Origin of the sequence: Shouchella oshimensis (assembly GCF_002019765.1) — a bacterium.
In the GTDB taxonomy this organism is placed as follows: Bacteria; Bacillota; Bacilli; order Bacillales; family Bacillaceae_D; genus Shouchella; species Shouchella oshimensis.
Window position 1 is genome coordinate 3,094,166 of the sequence record NZ_KV917380.1, and the last position, 17,760, is coordinate 3,111,925.

Here is a 17,760-nt window from a genome sequence, read left to right on the forward strand (position 1 = left end):
AGATCCGATACAGCAGCAGGCTCTTTTCCTTTGACATTAAAAAAAGACAATGATAGAGTTAGTTTGTATTAATCGTTTAAAATATATTAAACAAAATGAAAGGTGGTTATTTGCTATGCACGTCCAGCTGTTCATTAATGGAAAATGGGTAGATGCAGAAAACCAACAGACTCGCTCAATCATTAATCCATTCAATCAAGAATCGATTGCCACTGCTGCAGAAGGAACGAAAAACGATGCAGTACGGGCTATTCATGCAGCAAGAACGGCATTTGATGAAGGGAATTGGCCACATATACCAGCAAGTGAACGAGGAGAAATGGTTCGTCTTGTTGGTCAAAAAATTAAAGATCAGCGTGAGGAACTCGCTCATTTAGAAACGTTAGATACTGGCAAGACGCTAGAAGAAAGTCTAGGCGATATGGATGATATTGCAAACGTATTTTTCTACTTTTCCGGACTCGCCGATAAAGATGGCGGTGAAATCATTGAAAGCCCTATCCCTGACTCGACTAGTAAAGTTGTTCGTGAACCGATCGGTGTTTGCTCGCAAATTACACCATGGAACTATCCATTACTTCAAGCGGCATGGAAGTTAGCACCTGCTTTAGTAGCAGGAAATACACTTGTTATGAAGCCAAGTGAACTAACGCCTCTCACTACAGCAAAAGTGTTTGAGTTCTTTGAAGAAGTAGGATTCCCAGATGGTGTTGTTAACCTTGTACTAGGAACAGGTACAGAAGTCGGTTCCGTTTTATCCGAAAGCCATAATGTTGACCTTGTTTCGTTTACAGGAGGAATTGAGACAGGTAAGAAAATCATGCAAGCAGCAAGTGGCAATGTAAAAAAGATTGCCCTTGAACTAGGCGGTAAAAACCCAAACATAGTGTTCGCTGATGCAGACTTCGCTACAGCGGTTGACCAAGCTTTAAATGCCGTTTTCTTCCATGCTGGGCAAGTATGTTCTGCTGGCTCTAGACTGCTAGTTGAGGAGTCGATTCATGATGAATTTGTTCATGCATTAATTGAGCGTACTAAGCGCATTAAACTAGGAAACGGTTTTGATGAAAGTACCGAATCTGGTCCCTTAATTTCTGCTGAACATCGATCGAAAGTAGAGCGTTACATTCAGATTGGATTAGATGAAGGCGCTACCCTTGCTGTCGGCGGCAAACGACCAGATGCCGATGAACTGAAAAACGGATTCTTTTTAGAGCCAACAATCTTTACAAACTGTAAGCATGATATGCGCATTGTGCAAGAGGAAGTTTTCGGTCCGGTATTAACCGTCGAAACGTTTACGTCAAAAGAAGAAGCGATCGCTAAAGCAAACGATACGATCTACGGATTAGCAGGAGCTGTCTTTACAGCCGATATTGATAAAGCTGAACACGTTGCCAGCAAATTGCGCATGGGTACTGTTTGGATTAACGACTTCCACCCTTATTTTGCACAAGCACCTTGGGGCGGCTACAAACAATCTGGCTTCGGGCGTGAATTAGGCAAAATCGGATTAGAAGAATATACCGAAGTGAAACACATTTTCCGTAATAAACAGCCACAACCAGTCAATTGGTTTCAATCTTAAAAGACTAATACTAAAAGGAGCGATCTAATTTATGAGTATGCACATGAAAGTTGAATCCATGTTAAGTTACCACACGTTTGAAGTACCAACTGCTATAAAGCATGGCATTGGCGCTATTAAACACTTAGGAGAAGAGATAAAAGCATTCGGTTCAAAGAAAGTACTTCTTGTTACAGATCCAGGAATCTACCAAGCTGGTGTAACAAAGCCAGTTGAAGACAGTTTAAAAGAAGCAGGTGTCAAGGTGGTCCTCTTTAATGAAGTAGAACCAAACCCTCCGACAAAACTAATTGCTCGTGGTTCTGCCTTTTATTTAGAAAATGATTGCGATGGGCTTGTCGCTGTTGGTGGAGGATCTTCCATGGATACAGCAAAAGCGATCGGGGTTGAAGTGTCGCACGAAGGCTCTGTTCTTGATTATGAAGCTGCTGATGGCAAAAAACCGTTAGAGAACCGAATCCCTACACTAGCAACCATTCCAACCACGGCTGGGACTGGTTCAGAAGTGACTCAGTGGGCGGTCATTACGGATGAAAAAAGAGAGTATAAGTTTAATACGGGCGGTCCATTAATCGCTGCTCATCTAACCATTATCGATCCAGAACTTCACACATCAATGCCTCCACACGTTACGGCAATGACTGGCATTGATGCCATTGCTCATGCAGTGGAGTGCTATACCATGAAATATGCACAACCTGTAACCGATGCTGTTGCCCTTCTTGCCATTGAATATGCGGCTACGTACATTCGTCGCGCATTTTCAGACGGTGATGACCTAGAGGCACGTTATGGTATGGCTCAAGCAGCCATGTTAGCAGGCTTATCTTATGGCAGTGAATCAGCCGGAGCCGCTCACGCAATGAGTCAGTCGTTAGGTGGTATTGTACCAGTTGCCCATGGTCAATGTGTAGCAGCGATGATGGGACCAGTAATGGAGTTTAACTGGAAAGGTGCGCCAGGACGTTTTGCAAGGATTGCTCAAGCGTTTGGTATAAACACAGCTGACATGACAACAGAAGAAGCTGCAAAAGCCGCTGTTCAGTACATGTATGATCTTGTAGAAGAATTAGAAGTGCCGACACTTGAAGAACAAGGTGTTGATCCTAAGCAAGTGGATCGATGGGCTGAAGAAGCTTTAAAAGACCCACAAACCATTGGGAATCCTCGTGATTTAACGAAAAAAGATTATGTATGGATTTACGAGCGTTGTTTTAATAACGTTCCAAGTACAGTGCGCTAGTCAAATGTACATCGTCTATAACCAACACCCCTCTCATTCGTCTGAGAGGGTTTTTTTGATCAATTGACTCTTTCTTAAAACTACTATACCGTATAAGAAAGCGCATACATTTCGCTTAAATAAGAAAGGTGGTTTTGCTGTGTTTGGTGTTGTGATTCGTTTTTTTGACCGCATTGTTCAGCGTTATTTACCTGATGCCTTTATTTTTGCTCTTTTGTTAACCATTGTTGTTTTTGTACTTGGATTAGGATTAACAAGTAGTGGTCCTATGGACATGATTCAGTACTGGGGAGGTGGATTTTGGGATTTACTTGCCTTCACCATGCAGATGACGCTAATCGTTGTGACTGGGTATATTCTTGCTAGCACTAACGTTATGTCTACATTAATGAAACGCTTAGCGCTCCTTGCACACACGCCTGGACAAGCGGTTGTTCTCGTCACCGTTGTTGCCTCTCTCGCCTGTTTACTAAACTATGGCTTCGGTCTTGTTGTTGGTGCCTTATTTGCTAAACATGTGGTTAGACGTGTACCAACTGTCGATTACCGATTACTTATAGCAGCAGCTTATAGCGGATTTCTCGTATGGCATGGTGGTTTGTCCGCCTCTATCCCACTAACGATTGCCAGTGAAGATCATTTTCTAGTAGAGTCCTTAGGAATTATTCCTGTTACACAAACGTTATTAAGCCCTTATAACATTTTTATCGTTGCTACGTTAATAGCGACTTTGCCCATTATTAACTATTTTTCATTAAAATCGATTAAGCACAAAACCTACATAGACCCTTTGTTCTTAGAAACAGAGTTAAAGAACGAGCTTGCTGTAACGAAAGATAAAGCAGCAACTCCTGCTGAACGCTTAGAAAATAGCCACATTTTATCCTTCGTTATCGGAGGCGCTGGGATGCTATTTGTCGTGTTTCATTTTGCCACCAACGGCCTTGACTTAAACATTAACATCGTGAACTTCACGATTTTGTTTCTTGGCATTCTGTTTCATCGTACACCTAAACGCTTACTTCAATCAGTTAATGAAGGTGTAAAGAATGCAGGCGGTATTATTATTCAATTCCCTTTTTATGCAGGAATTATGGGCATGATGGTCGCTTCTGGACTATCTGATACGATTGCGCTCTGGTTTGTCCAGATTTCAACTGAAACAACACTCCCTTTTTTGACCTTTATCAGTGCAGGGTTAATTAATATGTTTATTCCTTCTGGAGGTGGACAGTGGGCAGTACAAGGACCCATCATGATACCAGCCGCCATCGAACTCGGGGCTGATACGGCTCGGGTGGCAATGGCCGTTGCATGGGGAGACGCATGGACCAATATGATTCAACCATTCTGGGCATTACCTGTTCTTGCCATTGCCGGTTTAAAAGTACGTGACATTATGGGGTTTTGTTTGATTTTATTAATTTGGTCGTTTGTCCCCATTTCAATTGGATTACTATTTTTTTAATTGTTGTTCCAACTTCTTTGAGCCCAAGTGTCAAAACACTTGGGCTTTTATGGATGGAGCGTGCTCCTCAACCATTAATTCAATTTCACCGGCAGTTCTTTTAAGCCGCGAATGACGAAGCTTTGTCGCCACTCCAAATTAGCGAGTGCTGTATTTATTTGAATCTCTGGGAAGGTGTTAAGCAATGTTTGAATCGCTATTTTCCCTTCTAATCGTGCGAGTGGCGCACCTAGGCAATAGTGAATTCCTTTTCCAAACGCAAGGTGCGGACTTTTTTCACGAGTGATAACAAGTTTGTCCGGCTCTGAAAAAACTGCCGGGTCATGATCTGCTGACGCAAGAGAAACGAGAACATGATCTCCTTTTTGCAGCTGTTTGCCCATGAACGTAAACGATTCTTTTGCGTAGCGATCAGTACTAAACTCAACTGGACCATTAAATCGTAAAATCTCTTCAATGGCTCCATCAATTAAACTTGGTGATTCTTTTAATTTTTTTAACTGCTCAGGATGTGTAAACAAGGCGAGCATTCCATTGGCAATTAAATTAACTGTCGTTTCATGTCCGGCAACGATCATGAGCATAATGGCACCATATAATTCTTGAACCGATAGCTTATCCCCATCTTCTTCTGCACGGATCAGCTCTGAAAGCAAATCGTCTTGAGGATGGATTCGCTTCTCGGCCAGCAATTGTTCAATATAAAGCTGAAATTCTTTCATATGCGCTTCAACTTGCTCATAAAAACTTGGATCGTCGTTTATTTCTACCATACTGTTAGACCATCTTTGAAAGTCTAAGCGGTCCTCAGGAGGGACACCAAGTAATTCACAGATAACAATAATAGGAATAGGAAATGCATAGTCTGCAATTAAATCAACGGTTTCCTTCCCTTTCATTTGTTCGACTTGTATCTTTGCAATTTCTTCAATTCGACCTTGAAGGCGTTGAATCATTTTCGGTGTAAAACCTCGCTGAACAAGACTTCGCAACCGTCGATGATCTGGTGGATCAGCAAACAACATGCTGTGGGTAATTGGCATCAATTCATGTTCACTGACGTCTGGGAAAACCGCTCTTGGATTTTTTACAAATCGTTCATCTTTTAAGACTGCTTCAGCCGCTTCATATGTAAACGCAACCCATGAATCCTGAATACCACTCACTAATTTCACCTTTGCAAAGGCATCATGAGGACGGATCTCCTTATAAAATTCGTAAGGTTCTTGATGAAACTCTTTTTTATTCAGCACAATTGACATACTCGTCACCCCTCTCTCCATTTAGTTCGGAACCATTCTCTACTTTTCCTGCAAAAAAAGAGGATCACCTAAATGATCCTCCACTTATTCTTCACACCATGACTTTACACATGTCTTTTGTAAACTCAACTGGATCTTCTAGTGGTAACCCTTCAATTAACAACGCTTGGCTATAAAGAAGATTCGTGTAGAGTGCAAACTTCTCATCATCTTGTCCGTACGCTTGTTTTAATGAAGCAAACACATCATGATTGCCATTTAACTCTAATACTTTTTCAGCCTTCACGTGCTGATTGTCTGGCATCGCTTGAAGCACTTTTTCCATTTCAATCGTGATGTCCCCATCAGCCGCTAAGAAAACAGGATGCGTTTTAAGTCGTTTGGACGTTCGTACGTCTTTTACTTTTCCAGTTAAGATTTCTTTCATTTTGCTAAACATCGCTGTATCTTCTTCGCTTGTTTCTTGTTCTGCTTTTTCATCGTCGTCAATTTTCAAGTCAGCACTTGAAACCGAAATGAATTCTTTTCCATCGTATTCGCGTAACATCTTAATCGCAAACTCATCCACATCTTCTGTAAGGTAAAGAATCTCATATCCTTTATCTGCAACCATTTCTGTTTGAGGTAGTTTTGCAATTCTCTCAACAGAATCGCCCGTTGCATAGTAAATTTGGGTTTGATCTTCTTTCATACGAGACACATAGTCTGCTAACGAAACAAGCTTATTCTCTGTAGAAGAATGGAATAACAATAAGTCTTGAAGGTCGTCTTTATTGGCACCAAAATCGTTGTAAACGCCGAATTTTAATTGACGGCCAAATGCTTGATAGAACTTGTCGTACTTCTCTCGATCTTTCTTTAGCATGGTTTTTAGCTGACTCTTAATTTTCGATTTAATATTTTTTGCAATTAACTGTAGCTGACGATCATGCTGCAGCATTTCTCGCGAGATATTGAGGGATAAATCCTCTGAGTCAACCATTCCTTTTACGAAACTAAAGTAATCTGGTACTAGTTCAGCGCTCTTCTCCATAATTAAGACGCCATTTGCGTATAATTCCAGACCCTTTTCAAATTCCTTCGAATAATAATCATAAGGCGTGTTTTCAGGAATAAATAGAATGGCATTATACCGAACGGCTCCATCAACCGCCACATGGATATGCTCTAACGGTTTATCAAAACCATAGCGCTTGTCTTGATAAAATTGAACATAGTCTTCGTCCGTTAGTTCACTTTTATTTTTGCGCCATATTGGGATCATACTATTAAGAGTTTGTTCTTCTTCAAACTCTGTATACTCTTCTTCACTATCTTCTTTTGGCTTACTCACCGTCACATTCATTTTAATTGGGTAACGGATAAAATCAGAATACTTTTTAATGATTTGTTTAAGTCGATATTCCTCTAAATACTCATCAAATGATTCTTCCTCACCATTCTCTTTTAAATAAAGTGTTATAGTTGTTCCAACTTCGTCTTTTTCGGCTGGCTCGATTGTATAGCCGTCTGTACCATCTGATTGCCACAAATAGGCTTGATCACTATCAACGGAACGACTCACCACAGCGACTTGATCTGCCACCATAAATGCCGCATAAAATCCAACGCCGAATTGTCCAATAATATCATGGCCATCTTTAATTTCATTTTCTTTCTTAAATGCCAGAGAACCACTTTTTGCAATCGTTCCAAGGTTCGCTTCAAGCTCCTCTTTCGTCATACCAATCCCAGTATCACGAAGGGTCAACGTTCTTGCTTCTTTGTCTGCTTGTACGTAAATCGCATACTTATCTTGTTCAAACTGAAGATTTTCGTCTGTCAGTGAGCGGTAGTACATTTTATCAATCGCATCGCTGGCGTTTGAAATTAGCTCACGAAGGAAAATTTCTTTTTGCGAGTAAATCGAGTTAACCATCATCTCTAGCAAGCGTTTTGACTCTGCTTGAAATTGTTTCTTTTCCATTTTTGTACACCCCTTATCATCTAACACCTTTTTAGCACTCGATCGCTCCGAGTGCTAACTCATTTCTTATTTTACCGAATTCACGACATACGTCAATAGGTAGCGTCAACTTCAATTAAAAAAGAGTTCGGGTTACTTTATATATCGATTCACAAACGACCATACATGCTTATAATAAACAGAGGGCTCAGTTAACTTTGCGCCAACATGGCCTGCACCATTCGCAATCCAAATCTCTTTTTCCTTCGTAGTTGCGGTATTATATAACTCTCTAGACATGTATGTTGGTACTAAATCATCTGAACTGCCATGAATAAAGAGCAGCGGTGGCGTCTCGTTTTTTACTTGCTCAAGGGCAGAAGCTTCTTTAAACGTATACCCAACTATTCGCTTCGATAGTGCACTGCCCATCTGTAAGAATGGGAAGCTCGGAATTTGAAACAAGTTTTTCATCTGGTGCGACAATTCCTCATCTACTGCTGTATATGGACTGTCTGCAATAATAACCTTTACTTCCTTTGGTAAGTCCTTTTCACCAGCCACCATTAAAGCTGTTGAAGCACCCATGGATTCTCCATGAATCACGATTTGCTTTAGCTCTTTTTCTGCGATTAATTGGTTTAACCAGTTTAGTTGATCCTGTCGCTCAAGCCAGCCAAAGCCTATATAATTACCTTCACTTTCACCATGTGCACGTGCATCTGGTAAAAAAAGATCATAACCCTCTTCTTCATACATTTTTCCAGCTAGTCCCATTTCACTACTGTCGCCTCGGTAGCCGTGAAGAAGGAAAGCCAGTTTTCCTGTTTGGTCTTTATTTGCGATATAGCGACCATAAAGTGTTAATCCATCATACGTTTGTTGTTCCAGTCGTTCCACCTCTTTTTGGGCTAACCATTGTTCTCCACGCTCCATTAATTCAGCAATGTTCTCTAGCTCTTCTTTTGCTTCTCCCTCTCCCGCATAAAGATCGACATTGCGTGTACTCCTTGCAATTGCCATCGTAAATAAGTAATAACTAGCCGCAACAAGTGTCCCACCTAAAACAACTGATACACCACCAATACTCCAAAGCATCCTTTTGGTTTTTTTCTTCACGCTTGTTTCCTCCTGCTTCCCAACCGTTTTTCTTAATCCTTTCTCTTCCCGCTTTCATTCGCTTCTAGACCTACAATTCGATTATGAATCGTTGCCATAGGTTTTTGTGTTTTCATATAATCACCAAAACAATCTTGTATAGAACCATACTTGTTCAGAAATCGCCCAGGTTGATTTGGATAACCATCGCCTCCACTATAAATAAAATCACTTGTAGCGATTGTGTACCGTGACGATGAACTAAACATACCATTATCTAGCGTGACTGCTTCAACAACCGGCGTTCCTTCTTTCCACTTGACTGCTACTTTCATTCCACTGACATGTGGAAATTTGCCATTTTCTAATGGGTAATCACGTATACCGTGTTCAATCATCTCCACTAACACTTGACCACTAACATCTACCGTTACAATGGAACCCTCAAAAGGAAAAGTAGACTGGAGATTTGCTTTCGTCACAGTGCCTTTTGGAATTGAAGAACGGATGGCTCCACCATTTAAAAGAGCAATATCTGCATTAGTCTTTTTACGAATGGCGTCTGTTAGAAATTGAGTAAGGTTCGTTTCGCCCACGCGAACATGTTGACGATCGCCTATTAAGGCAACGGGAGTGAATCCAACAACTTTTCTGCCTTCCTTAGTTAAACGGTCGGATAACATGTGAAGCTTCTCCTTTGTAACGAGATGCTCCCTTGTTGTGGAAGATGGTTTAATTAGCTGAGCCTTCTTAATAAGCAGATCATCATCATACTCAATTGTCACAAGGCCAAGGGCTTGAAGATGCGCTCCTGTACTTGCAAGCAATGTGTTGTTTTCCGCGACTTGACCCTCTGGTAACAACGTATGACTATGCCCATCAATAATGACGTCAATATCTGGAACTAGCTCTGCTAGTTGTTTACTTGTTTCAGGACTTCCTTCCACACCAAGATGCACAACTGCAACAATAAGATCCACTTGCGCCTGTTTTAATTGATCAACGATGTTTGCTGCTTGGTTAATTGGATTCGTTAGTTCAATTTCCTTTACATTGTTTGGATTTGTTTTGTTTAGCGCTTCCGTTGTTGTTAAGCCAAAAAGACCAATTTTTTTAGTTGCGACGGTTTTTATTATAAATGGGGAAAAGGGCTGTTCTTTCCTCCCTTTATAAAAAAGGTTCCCATCCAAAAAGACAAACTTTGCTTGCTTACGTAAATGAAGAAGGTGCCTAAAGCCATAGTTAAAATCATGATTACCTGGCACAAAAGCGTCGTAATGCAAATCATTCATTAAAGAAACTGCTACTTCTCCTTTAGAGGCTTGAACAAATGGTGTTCCATGAAAGGTATCGCCTGCATCAACTAGAAGACAGTCTCCTTCACAGTTAAAATCGATCAGCGTCTTTAATTTTGCAAACCCAAAACCTTCACCTTCTACCACCCTGCCATGAATATCATTTGTATGTAGTATGCGTACTACTTCTTTTTCCGCTCCGTAGGCAGGGTTTGATCCTATCAGAAAAAACAAGAAAAAAACGACCTGCGTCAAAAAGAAAATCTTCATTCCTTCCACCCTTTCTTTTTAGAATAGGATGTACAGAATGTAGCATTGTATCACACGTTTTACCGATACCAATCAGCAGGGTCATCCATATGTAAAAAAGGCACATTTGTATCAATCGTTCCTGTTATTTGGCCCAACGCAATGGGCACTCCCTCTACCCACTTTTTAAAATCAATTCTTGTCGGCTCTTGGTTAGGTCCGAGAGTAAACCACGCCTGTAGTGAAGAAGGAAAATAAACTGATGTGTGGATCGTTCCTGCCCAACTATCGTATAAATCCGAGAATAAGCCGTTATTTGCAGCATTAAATAAGTGGTATGCTTCTTTCGCTGACATAGCTGTTTGTTGATTCTTTTTTAAAACATCCAGTCTCCTTGTTGAGTCCACGAGATGGTGACGGTTTTCAGAAACAAGTGTTTCAAAATGATTCGTGCACCGTGTGCTTGAACGGATGGCTACCTCCCTAGGTGTTGCCTCAATAATAACGGTTCTTCCACTTTGATCATAAACAATATAGCTAAACGAATGGCGATGTGGGATATTTTTTAATAGCGTAACAGCTTGATCCACAGTCTCACATGTCTCTAATATAAACCGCCCAATCATACAGCAAATAAATCCAGCACCAGGCTTCTTCCGATTCATAAAATTGTAGCCCATTGCTAATCCTGCTTCGTTCATTCCATCCATTCGACCGGTAATACGTTGACTGGGAGCTGCAACCGCTAATCCACCATCTGTCGGTTTAAATAAGGTATATCGACCTTCATACGTTTTAGGATGGTAATCATAGTTGCGAATTAAATAATGATCACCTGTAGCAATGGAACACCCCGACTTTAAATAAGGCACTCTGTAGCCACCAAACTCTTTTAACACCTCTTCCATCGTCCATTCAAGTGCTTGTTGCATTCCGAGAAGCTCTTGCCAAATTCCTTTTGAAACAGCGCTTATTTCCCGCTTTGCTTCGTGTACATCAATTGAAAAACGCTGCTTGCGCACATTCCATTGATTTGAACGATTTTTTGTAATGAGTGACGCTTTGATTTCCATGCCTTGTTCGTATCCAAATGTTTCATGATCCCCTCTAAACTGAATGATGTTGCTATAAATTTCTTTCATTTGTATCTTTCCTTTCCTGTAAATCAGCTACTATCTGTTTTGCAAAATGCCCTAAATCATTGCGTACATAAGCACTCATAACGCCTGCGCATACATTGTCAATTAAGACTTCTTTTATAAAAGGGGGAAGTTTTTCTCTTTCTACCTCTTGTTCTAATGTAACAGCTGCTCGAATGCCAATCTGTGTTGCAATTTGATTTACCTTTTCAACTACTGCAGGATGTTCAAACAGAACGGTTGCAAACGGACAAAAAAGGGATGAAACACCTTCTTGCACGCTTTTGCTCGTCGCATCTGCAACTATAGCAGCCTGTTTCCCTGCTTCAATTGATGTCGCATGGCCAATAATTTTTGCTTCTACAAAATGCAACTTACTGTAAGCTTGTTTAATCTCCTTATCAATCCATGCTTTTGTGGAACAATTCATAATAATGGTGTTAGGGCTAGCATGTTGCGCAATGCTATTCAGCACAGACGCTGTTGCATCTTGAGGCACGCAACACAGAATAAGATTCATTGCGTTTAAACAACGAAAGTCTGTTGAATAGGCTACATTCAAGTAAGCGGCTAATTCCTGACCTTGTTTAGAGCCTCTATTTAACAATGTTAATTGAAAATGGGAATGAACCTGTGTTGCGATTGCTTTTCCCATACGACCTGCTCCAATGATAGCTATTCGCTGCTTTTCCATTGCTAAACCTCCTACTCTTATTAAGAAAAGTATACCTTTTTTATACGTTCTCCTACAATTTCAAAAGACTTGGCATGCTTCTTGCATTAGATATAAATGAAACTGATTATTGAGGAGGATTACGATGTTATTACCTTACACACATGAACCATTCACTGATTTTACAATTGAAGAAAATAAGAAAGACCTATTAGATGCGATTAAACAAGTTGAAGCTCAGCTTGGTGGTCACTACCCACTTGTTATTAATGGTGAGCGTGTTGATACTACCGACAAATTAACGTCTTATAACCCTTCCAATAAAACTGAAATTATTGGAACAACAGGAAAAGCGACTAAAGAACATGCAGAGCAAGCAATTGAAGCTGCAAGTGTTGCATTTGAATCATGGAGAAAAGTAACACCACAAGAGCGCGCCAACATCTTAGTTCGTGCTGCAGCGATTGTCCGTCGTCGTAAGCACGAATTTACTGCTATGCTTGTAAAAGAAGGCGGTAAACCTTGGAAAGAAGCTGATGGAGACACAGCAGAAGGCATTGATTTCCTTGAGTACTATGGGCGTCAAATGATTGAACTTGCAAACGGCAAACCAGTTAATAGCCGCGTTGGTGAACAAAATAACTATATCTATACGCCAACAGGAGTGACAGTTGTCATTTCACCTTGGAATTTCGCTTTTGCCATTATGGCAGGTACCACGGTAGCACCACTCGTTACAGGAAATACTGTACTCTTAAAGCCGGCAAGTACAACACCTGTTATTGCGGCTAAATTTGTTGAAGTTCTTGAAGAAGCTGGCGTTCCTAAAGGCGTCATTAATTTCGTTCCTGGTAGCGGTAGCGAAATCGGTGATTACTTAATTGAACACCCGAAAACAGCTCTTATTTCCTTTACTGGCTCACGCGATGTAGGTGTTCGTCTTTATGAGAAAGCAGCAATCGTTCAAAAAGAGCAAAATCATTTAAAACGTGTCATCGTAGAGATGGGCGGTAAGGATACTGTTGTTGTCGACAGTGAAGCAGATATTGAGACAGCTGTAGACGCTATTGTCGTTTCCGCTTTCGGCTTCTCAGGTCAAAAGTGTTCAGCAGGTTCTCGTGCAGTAATTCATGAAGATGTGTACGATGAAGTTGTTGAAAAAGTAGTGGCACGCACAAAAGAATTAACTGTTGGAAACCCTGCAGAACCAACAAATCTTTATATGGGACCTGTAATTGATCAAGCTGCATTTGATAAAATTACTAGTTATATTGAGATAGGCAAAGAAGAAGGAAAGCTTGCAGCAGGTGGACAAAGCGATGATTCAACAGGTTACTTTATTCATCCAACTGTGTTCGTTGACGTTGATCCTAAAGCTCGAATCATGCAAGAAGAGATCTTCGGTCCTGTTCTCGCGATTAGTAAGGCGACAAGCTATGATGAGGCTTTAGACATTGCCAACAATACGGAATATGGCCTGACTGGAGCTGTTATTACAAATAACCGCGAAAAAATCGAGCAAGCCAAATATGATTTCCACGTTGGAAACCTTTATTTCAACCGTAACTGCACAGGTGCCATCGTTGGTTATCACCCATTTGGTGGGTTCAAAATGTCCGGTACCGATTCAAAAGCAGGCGGCCCAGATTATTTAGTCCTTCATATGCAAGCAAAAACAATCTCGGAAATGTACTAAAATGAAAAAGACACGCTCCTGCGCGTGTCTTTTTTTGTCTATACATAACTGTCTAATTAGACAATTCGTTTTACAGATTATAGTGCTTGAGCTTATTGTATAAGGTCGCTCTCGAAACACCAAGCAATTTTGCAGCAGCGGATTTGTTGCCAAACGTTTTTTCCAAAGCGGCAAGTATCTCGCTTCGTTCATCGTTTCTTGAATAATTTGCAGAGGAGACATGATTCATCTGCTTTTGAAAAGAATCGGGTAAATGATACCAATGCACACGATCCTCTGTATCATTTGTTAAAATGATCACCCGCTCAACTAGATTACGTAATTGACGAATATTCCCTTCCCAACGATGATTCATAAGCATATACATGACTTCTGGATCAAACGTTGGGACAACTTTATCATAGCGAATGGCAAACTCGTGAGCGAATCGTTGCATTAACTCCGGTAAATCATCGAGTCGTTCACGTAAAGGTGGCACGTGAATTTGAATGACATGCAGGCGATAATAAAGATCCTCTCGAAAGGTACCTTCTTGAATCATCTCTTCTAAATGACGATTCGTTGCTGCAATAATACGTACATCCAGGGGAATTGGTTTATGATCGCCTACGCGATAAAATACTCGTTCCTGTAGAACACGTAACAGCTTCACCTGTAATTCGAGGGGCATTTCTGCTACTTCATCTAAGAAAAGAGTACCCCCTTTTGCAACATCTAGCTTTCCTTTTTTTCCACCTTTAACTGCGCCTGTAAAAGCTCCCGGGACATAGCCGAATAATTCACTTTCAAACAACGCTGATGGGATTGCGCCGCAGTTAATTGCAACAAAAGGCTCTTTGTTCCGGTTACTAGCTTGATGAACCCCCTCTGCGAAAAGTTCCTTTCCTACACCACTTTCCCCGGTTAGCAATAAATTGGCTTCTGTTTTAGCTACTTTACGAGCCATATCAATTGCTTGAGTTATCGGCTTACTTCGACCAATGATCTTCTGAAAAGGTTCGTCAGCTACTTGTCCGTTTAAATCATGTAAGCTTGCTGTTGTTGATGATAGTTTTTCGTTTAACTTAACAACGTCGGTTATGTCTCGTTCAATTGAAATTCCACCAATACACTCTACACCTAAGAATACCGGAACAGTATTCACAATAACGTGTAAACCTTGTTTTGGCTGATTATATTGATTCATGACCGGCTGCTTATCTCGAAGCACTGACCATAGTACGAGAGCATCTTCTTCAAAAAACTGTTGTAACGGTTTCTTTTTAACGTTTTCATTATTTAGATGATAAAGTTCCTCAGAACGATGATTAATGGCTAGTATCTCACTTTCATGATTCACAATTGTAACTGCGTCATTCATTGCCGTCACTAACGTTTCGTGAAAAGAATGATACCGCTTTAATTCATAAAGAAGAAGTGAGGGGATAAGTTCTTTTTTCACTCTGCCTACAACATCGTTTGATTCATTTACTGTATAGATCGTTGCTATTTGATCGCTAAAAGCAGGTAAATTCATGAGTAACGTTGACTCTGGTAATGTCCAGCTACCTTCTTCGACTTTACCAGTGTAAGGTTCCGCTACATCTTTTAATGAGGTTTGCAAAGGCGACCCTCCTTATTCATTATACACATTAGACACTTTTGTCACTTAATGTCTATATTTTAGACGATTTACCGAAAAAACACTACTGTTAACCCTTTTTAAGTTGGCACACTTTTTGCATTAAGAAGTGTATAGCGTTTACATCATTTGTAGGAGGAATGAATTATGGTCCTAGAACAACCACTTCGTTCAGTATTTATGCAGCTAGCTAAAAATAAATCGTTAAATAAGGCCGCAAAAAAATGGGGACTGAAGTTTGGCGCTTCTCAAGTTGTAGCAGGGGCTACCTTAGAGGATGCCATTAAAAATGTTCAATTATTAAATGAAAAAGGAGTCGCTTGTACCCTTGACCATTTAGGAGAATTTGTTACAGAAAGAGAAGAAGCCATTGAATCCACAGAGGCTTGCTTAGCCGTTTTACGTGCCATCCACGAAACCGGCGTTGAATGCAATTTATCATTAAAAATGACACAACTAGGGCTAGACATCGATGAAAGTTTTTGTTTATATAATATGAAACGAATTTGCGAAGTCGCCCAAGCGTTTACTATTTTTATCCGTATTGATATGGAAGATTACTCACATTGTGAGCAGACGTTACGTATTTTGTCCATTTTACGAAATGAACATCAGTTTGATAACGTTGGAACCGTAATTCAAGCTTATTTACATCGTGCGGAAGACGATGTAAAGAGCCTAAAAGGAGTACCACTTCGTTTAGTAAAAGGGGCTTACAAAGAATCAGAGACTGTTGCCTATCAAGATAAGGCGACAATTGACAAAAATTATCTGAACATTATTAAGATCCACCTAAATAACGGAAGCTACACGGCCATAGCTTCTCACGATCATACAATTATTGAAAAGGTAAAAGCATTCGCTATCGAACAGAACATTTCAAAGGATCAATTTGAATTTCAAATGCTGTATGGTTTTAGAGAGCAGCTGCAAAAGGAATTGATTGATGAAGGGTATAAAGTCCGTTCGTACGTACCGTTCGGCACAGATTGGTTCGGGTATTTCATGAGGCGCTTAGCAGAAAGACCACAAAACATTGCATTTGCCGTTAGAGGTTTTTTTGGAAAATAAATAGCTACCCATCTAAACACCTTCTTAAGTAGAAGGTGTTTTGCGTTTTCTACGCAAAAAGAGGCTGGGACATAACGAAAAGTAGTATTTGAAAAGACGAATAGTCTAAAATATGCTGAGTAGCACCGCTACAGGAGAATCCTTCGCTTTCCGAGGACACGGCCTCAGCCTCCTCCGTGAAAACCGCCACTCCAGAGTCTTCAGACACGTGCTGATCCCCCAGGAGTCTTCGGATTCTCCTTCCGTTCATTTTCATATAAAATAAACGACGAACGTTCCTATTTTCAGGAATGTTCGTCGTTTTGGTCTGTCTATCTACTTTTGTCCCAGCCTCTTCTCATATGCCTGGCAACGTCCTACTGCTCCACGGTGGTTTTCTTCGAGGGCGTTCCTCTCGTTGATGGGTCCCCGATGCTTCCCATGAGGCTTCACGAAAACAACCCTTTCGTCTCACTGGGGGATGCACGCTGCTTTCCCTTCGATGCTTTTTCATGGTGTTCTTTTTTATTGTGCCTGCATGTTAAAACGGTTTTCTTTGTTTGACTCGCTTCTGTCGAAGCGCAGCTCTTTTGCGCCTTTCTTTCTACGCAAAAAAAGACACCTTTTCAGGTGTCTTCTCATTGCCTGGCAACGTCCCTTGGCTCCAGGGTAATTTTCTTCGAGGGTGTTCCTCTCGTTGATGGGTCCCCGATGCTTCCCATGAGGCTTCACGAAAACAACCCTTTCGTCTCACTGGGGGATGCACGCTGCTTTCCCTTCGAGTTTTTTCATGGTGTTCTTTTTTATTGTGCTCGTTTCATATGACTACTTTTTTGTTTGACTCGCTTCTGTCGAAGCGCAGCTCTTTTGCGCCTTTCTTCGCAAAAAAGACACCTTTTCAGGTGTCTTCTCATTGCCTGGCAACGTCCTACTGCTCCACGGTGGTTTTCTTCGAGGACCTTCCTCTCGTTGATTGATCTCCGATGCTTCCCATGAAGCTTTTACGAAAACAACCCTTTCGTCTCACTGGGGGATGCACGTTGCTTTCCTTCGATGCTTTTTCATGGTGTTCTTTTTTATTGTGCTCGTTTCATATGACTACTTTTTTGTTTGACTCGCTTCTGTCGAAGCGCAGCTCTTTTGCGCCTTTCTCCGCAAAAAAGACACCTTTTCAGGTGTCTTCTCATTGCCTGGCAACGTCCTACTCTCACAGGGGGAAGCCCCCAACTACCATCGGCGCAAAAGAGCTTAACGACCGTGTTCGGCATGGGAACGGGTGTGACCTCTTTGCTATTGCCACCAGACTTTGGTTTACTTCAGATAAGCGTCGGGCTTTTTTGTCAGTTTCCTCTTTCCTTTTCAGTCACGTACGTGAGTACGCTCCTTCAAGTCCATCGTCACTTCCGCAAATCCCTTGCTTCTCTTTGTAAAAC

12 protein-coding genes and 1 rRNA gene are annotated in these 17,760 nt (G+C 41.0%); 5 read left to right on the forward strand and 8 right to left on the reverse strand.

Features of this window, described 5'->3' with window-relative positions:
* The first annotated feature begins 115 nt into the window (after nucleotides 1-115).
* From betB to BK583_RS15695, 3 genes are all read left to right on the forward strand, one after another.
* Nucleotides 116-1,588, forward strand: coding sequence for a betaine-aldehyde dehydrogenase (gene betB / locus BK583_RS15685; RefSeq protein WP_055736951.1), 1,473 nt, complete (start codon nucleotides 116-118; stop codon nucleotides 1,586-1,588).
* Between the two features lie 31 nt (nucleotides 1,589-1,619).
* Nucleotides 1,620-2,831 (forward strand): choline dehydrogenase, encoded by a 1,212-nt coding sequence (gbsB, locus tag BK583_RS15690; RefSeq protein ID WP_038477810.1) that lies wholly within the window; start codon nucleotides 1,620-1,622, stop codon nucleotides 2,829-2,831.
* A 139-nt stretch (nucleotides 2,832-2,970) separates the two neighbouring features.
* Entirely contained in the window at nucleotides 2,971-4,299 is a 1,329-nt protein-coding gene (locus tag BK583_RS15695; RefSeq protein WP_055736950.1) for a short-chain fatty acid transporter, read from the forward strand.
* A gap of 74 nt (nucleotides 4,300-4,373) precedes the next feature.
* Here the strand turns inward: BK583_RS15695 and BK583_RS15700 are convergent, their stop codons facing one another.
* The 6 genes from BK583_RS15700 to BK583_RS15725 all read right to left on the reverse strand — a co-directional run bounded on the left by BK583_RS15700 (nucleotide 4,374) and on the right by BK583_RS15725 (nucleotide 11,981).
* Entirely contained in the window at nucleotides 4,374-5,561 is a 1,188-nt protein-coding gene (locus BK583_RS15700) for a cytochrome P450 family protein (RefSeq protein ID WP_124741604.1), read from the reverse strand.
* Nucleotides 5,562-5,652: 91 nt separating this feature from the next.
* Entirely contained in the window at nucleotides 5,653-7,527 is a 1,875-nt protein-coding gene (gene htpG, locus BK583_RS15705) for a molecular chaperone HtpG (protein WP_055736948.1), read from the reverse strand.
* Nucleotides 7,528-7,659: 132 nt separating this feature from the next.
* On the reverse strand, nucleotides 7,660-8,625 hold the full coding sequence (locus tag BK583_RS15710) for an alpha/beta hydrolase (protein WP_055736947.1): 966 nt from the start codon (nucleotides 8,623-8,625) through the stop codon (nucleotides 7,660-7,662).
* Nucleotides 8,626-8,657: 32 nt separating this feature from the next.
* Entirely contained in the window at nucleotides 8,658-10,169 is a 1,512-nt protein-coding gene (locus tag BK583_RS15715; RefSeq protein WP_055736946.1) for a bifunctional metallophosphatase/5'-nucleotidase, read from the reverse strand.
* Between the two features lie 59 nt (nucleotides 10,170-10,228).
* The gene (locus tag BK583_RS15720; RefSeq protein ID WP_055736945.1) at nucleotides 10,229-11,290 is read right to left on the reverse strand and encodes a C45 family autoproteolytic acyltransferase/hydrolase; all 1,062 of its coding nucleotides are present in this window, start codon (nucleotides 11,288-11,290) and stop codon (nucleotides 10,229-10,231) included.
* Complete coding sequence (locus BK583_RS15725; protein ID WP_055736944.1) at nucleotides 11,274-11,981, reverse strand: NAD(P)-binding domain-containing protein; 708 nt, start codon at nucleotides 11,979-11,981, stop codon at nucleotides 11,274-11,276. Before BK583_RS15725 ends, BK583_RS15720 begins: the two co-directional genes overlap by 17 nt.
* Nucleotides 11,982-12,105: 124 nt before the next feature.
* On the opposite strand from BK583_RS15725, the gene pruA reads away from it, so the two are divergent.
* Nucleotides 12,106-13,656, forward strand: coding sequence for an L-glutamate gamma-semialdehyde dehydrogenase (pruA, locus tag BK583_RS15730; RefSeq protein ID WP_055736943.1), 1,551 nt, complete (start codon nucleotides 12,106-12,108; stop codon nucleotides 13,654-13,656).
* Between the two features lie 70 nt (nucleotides 13,657-13,726).
* Here the strand turns inward: pruA and BK583_RS15735 are convergent, their stop codons facing one another.
* On the reverse strand, nucleotides 13,727-15,259 hold the full coding sequence (locus BK583_RS15735; RefSeq protein WP_055736942.1) for a sigma-54 interaction domain-containing protein: 1,533 nt from the start codon (nucleotides 15,257-15,259) through the stop codon (nucleotides 13,727-13,729).
* A 165-nt stretch (nucleotides 15,260-15,424) separates the two neighbouring features.
* On the opposite strand from BK583_RS15735, the gene BK583_RS15740 reads away from it, so the two are divergent.
* Nucleotides 15,425-16,348 carry a proline dehydrogenase family protein gene (locus tag BK583_RS15740; protein WP_055736941.1) on the forward strand — a complete coding sequence of 308 codons (924 nt, stop codon included), beginning with the start codon at nucleotides 15,425-15,427 and terminating at the stop codon, nucleotides 16,346-16,348.
* Between the two features lie 1,167 nt (nucleotides 16,349-17,515).
* Here BK583_RS15740 and rrf read toward each other — a convergent pair.
* Nucleotides 17,516-17,631, reverse strand: a 5S ribosomal RNA gene (gene rrf / locus BK583_RS15750).
* Between the last annotated feature and the right edge of the window lie 129 nt (nucleotides 17,632-17,760).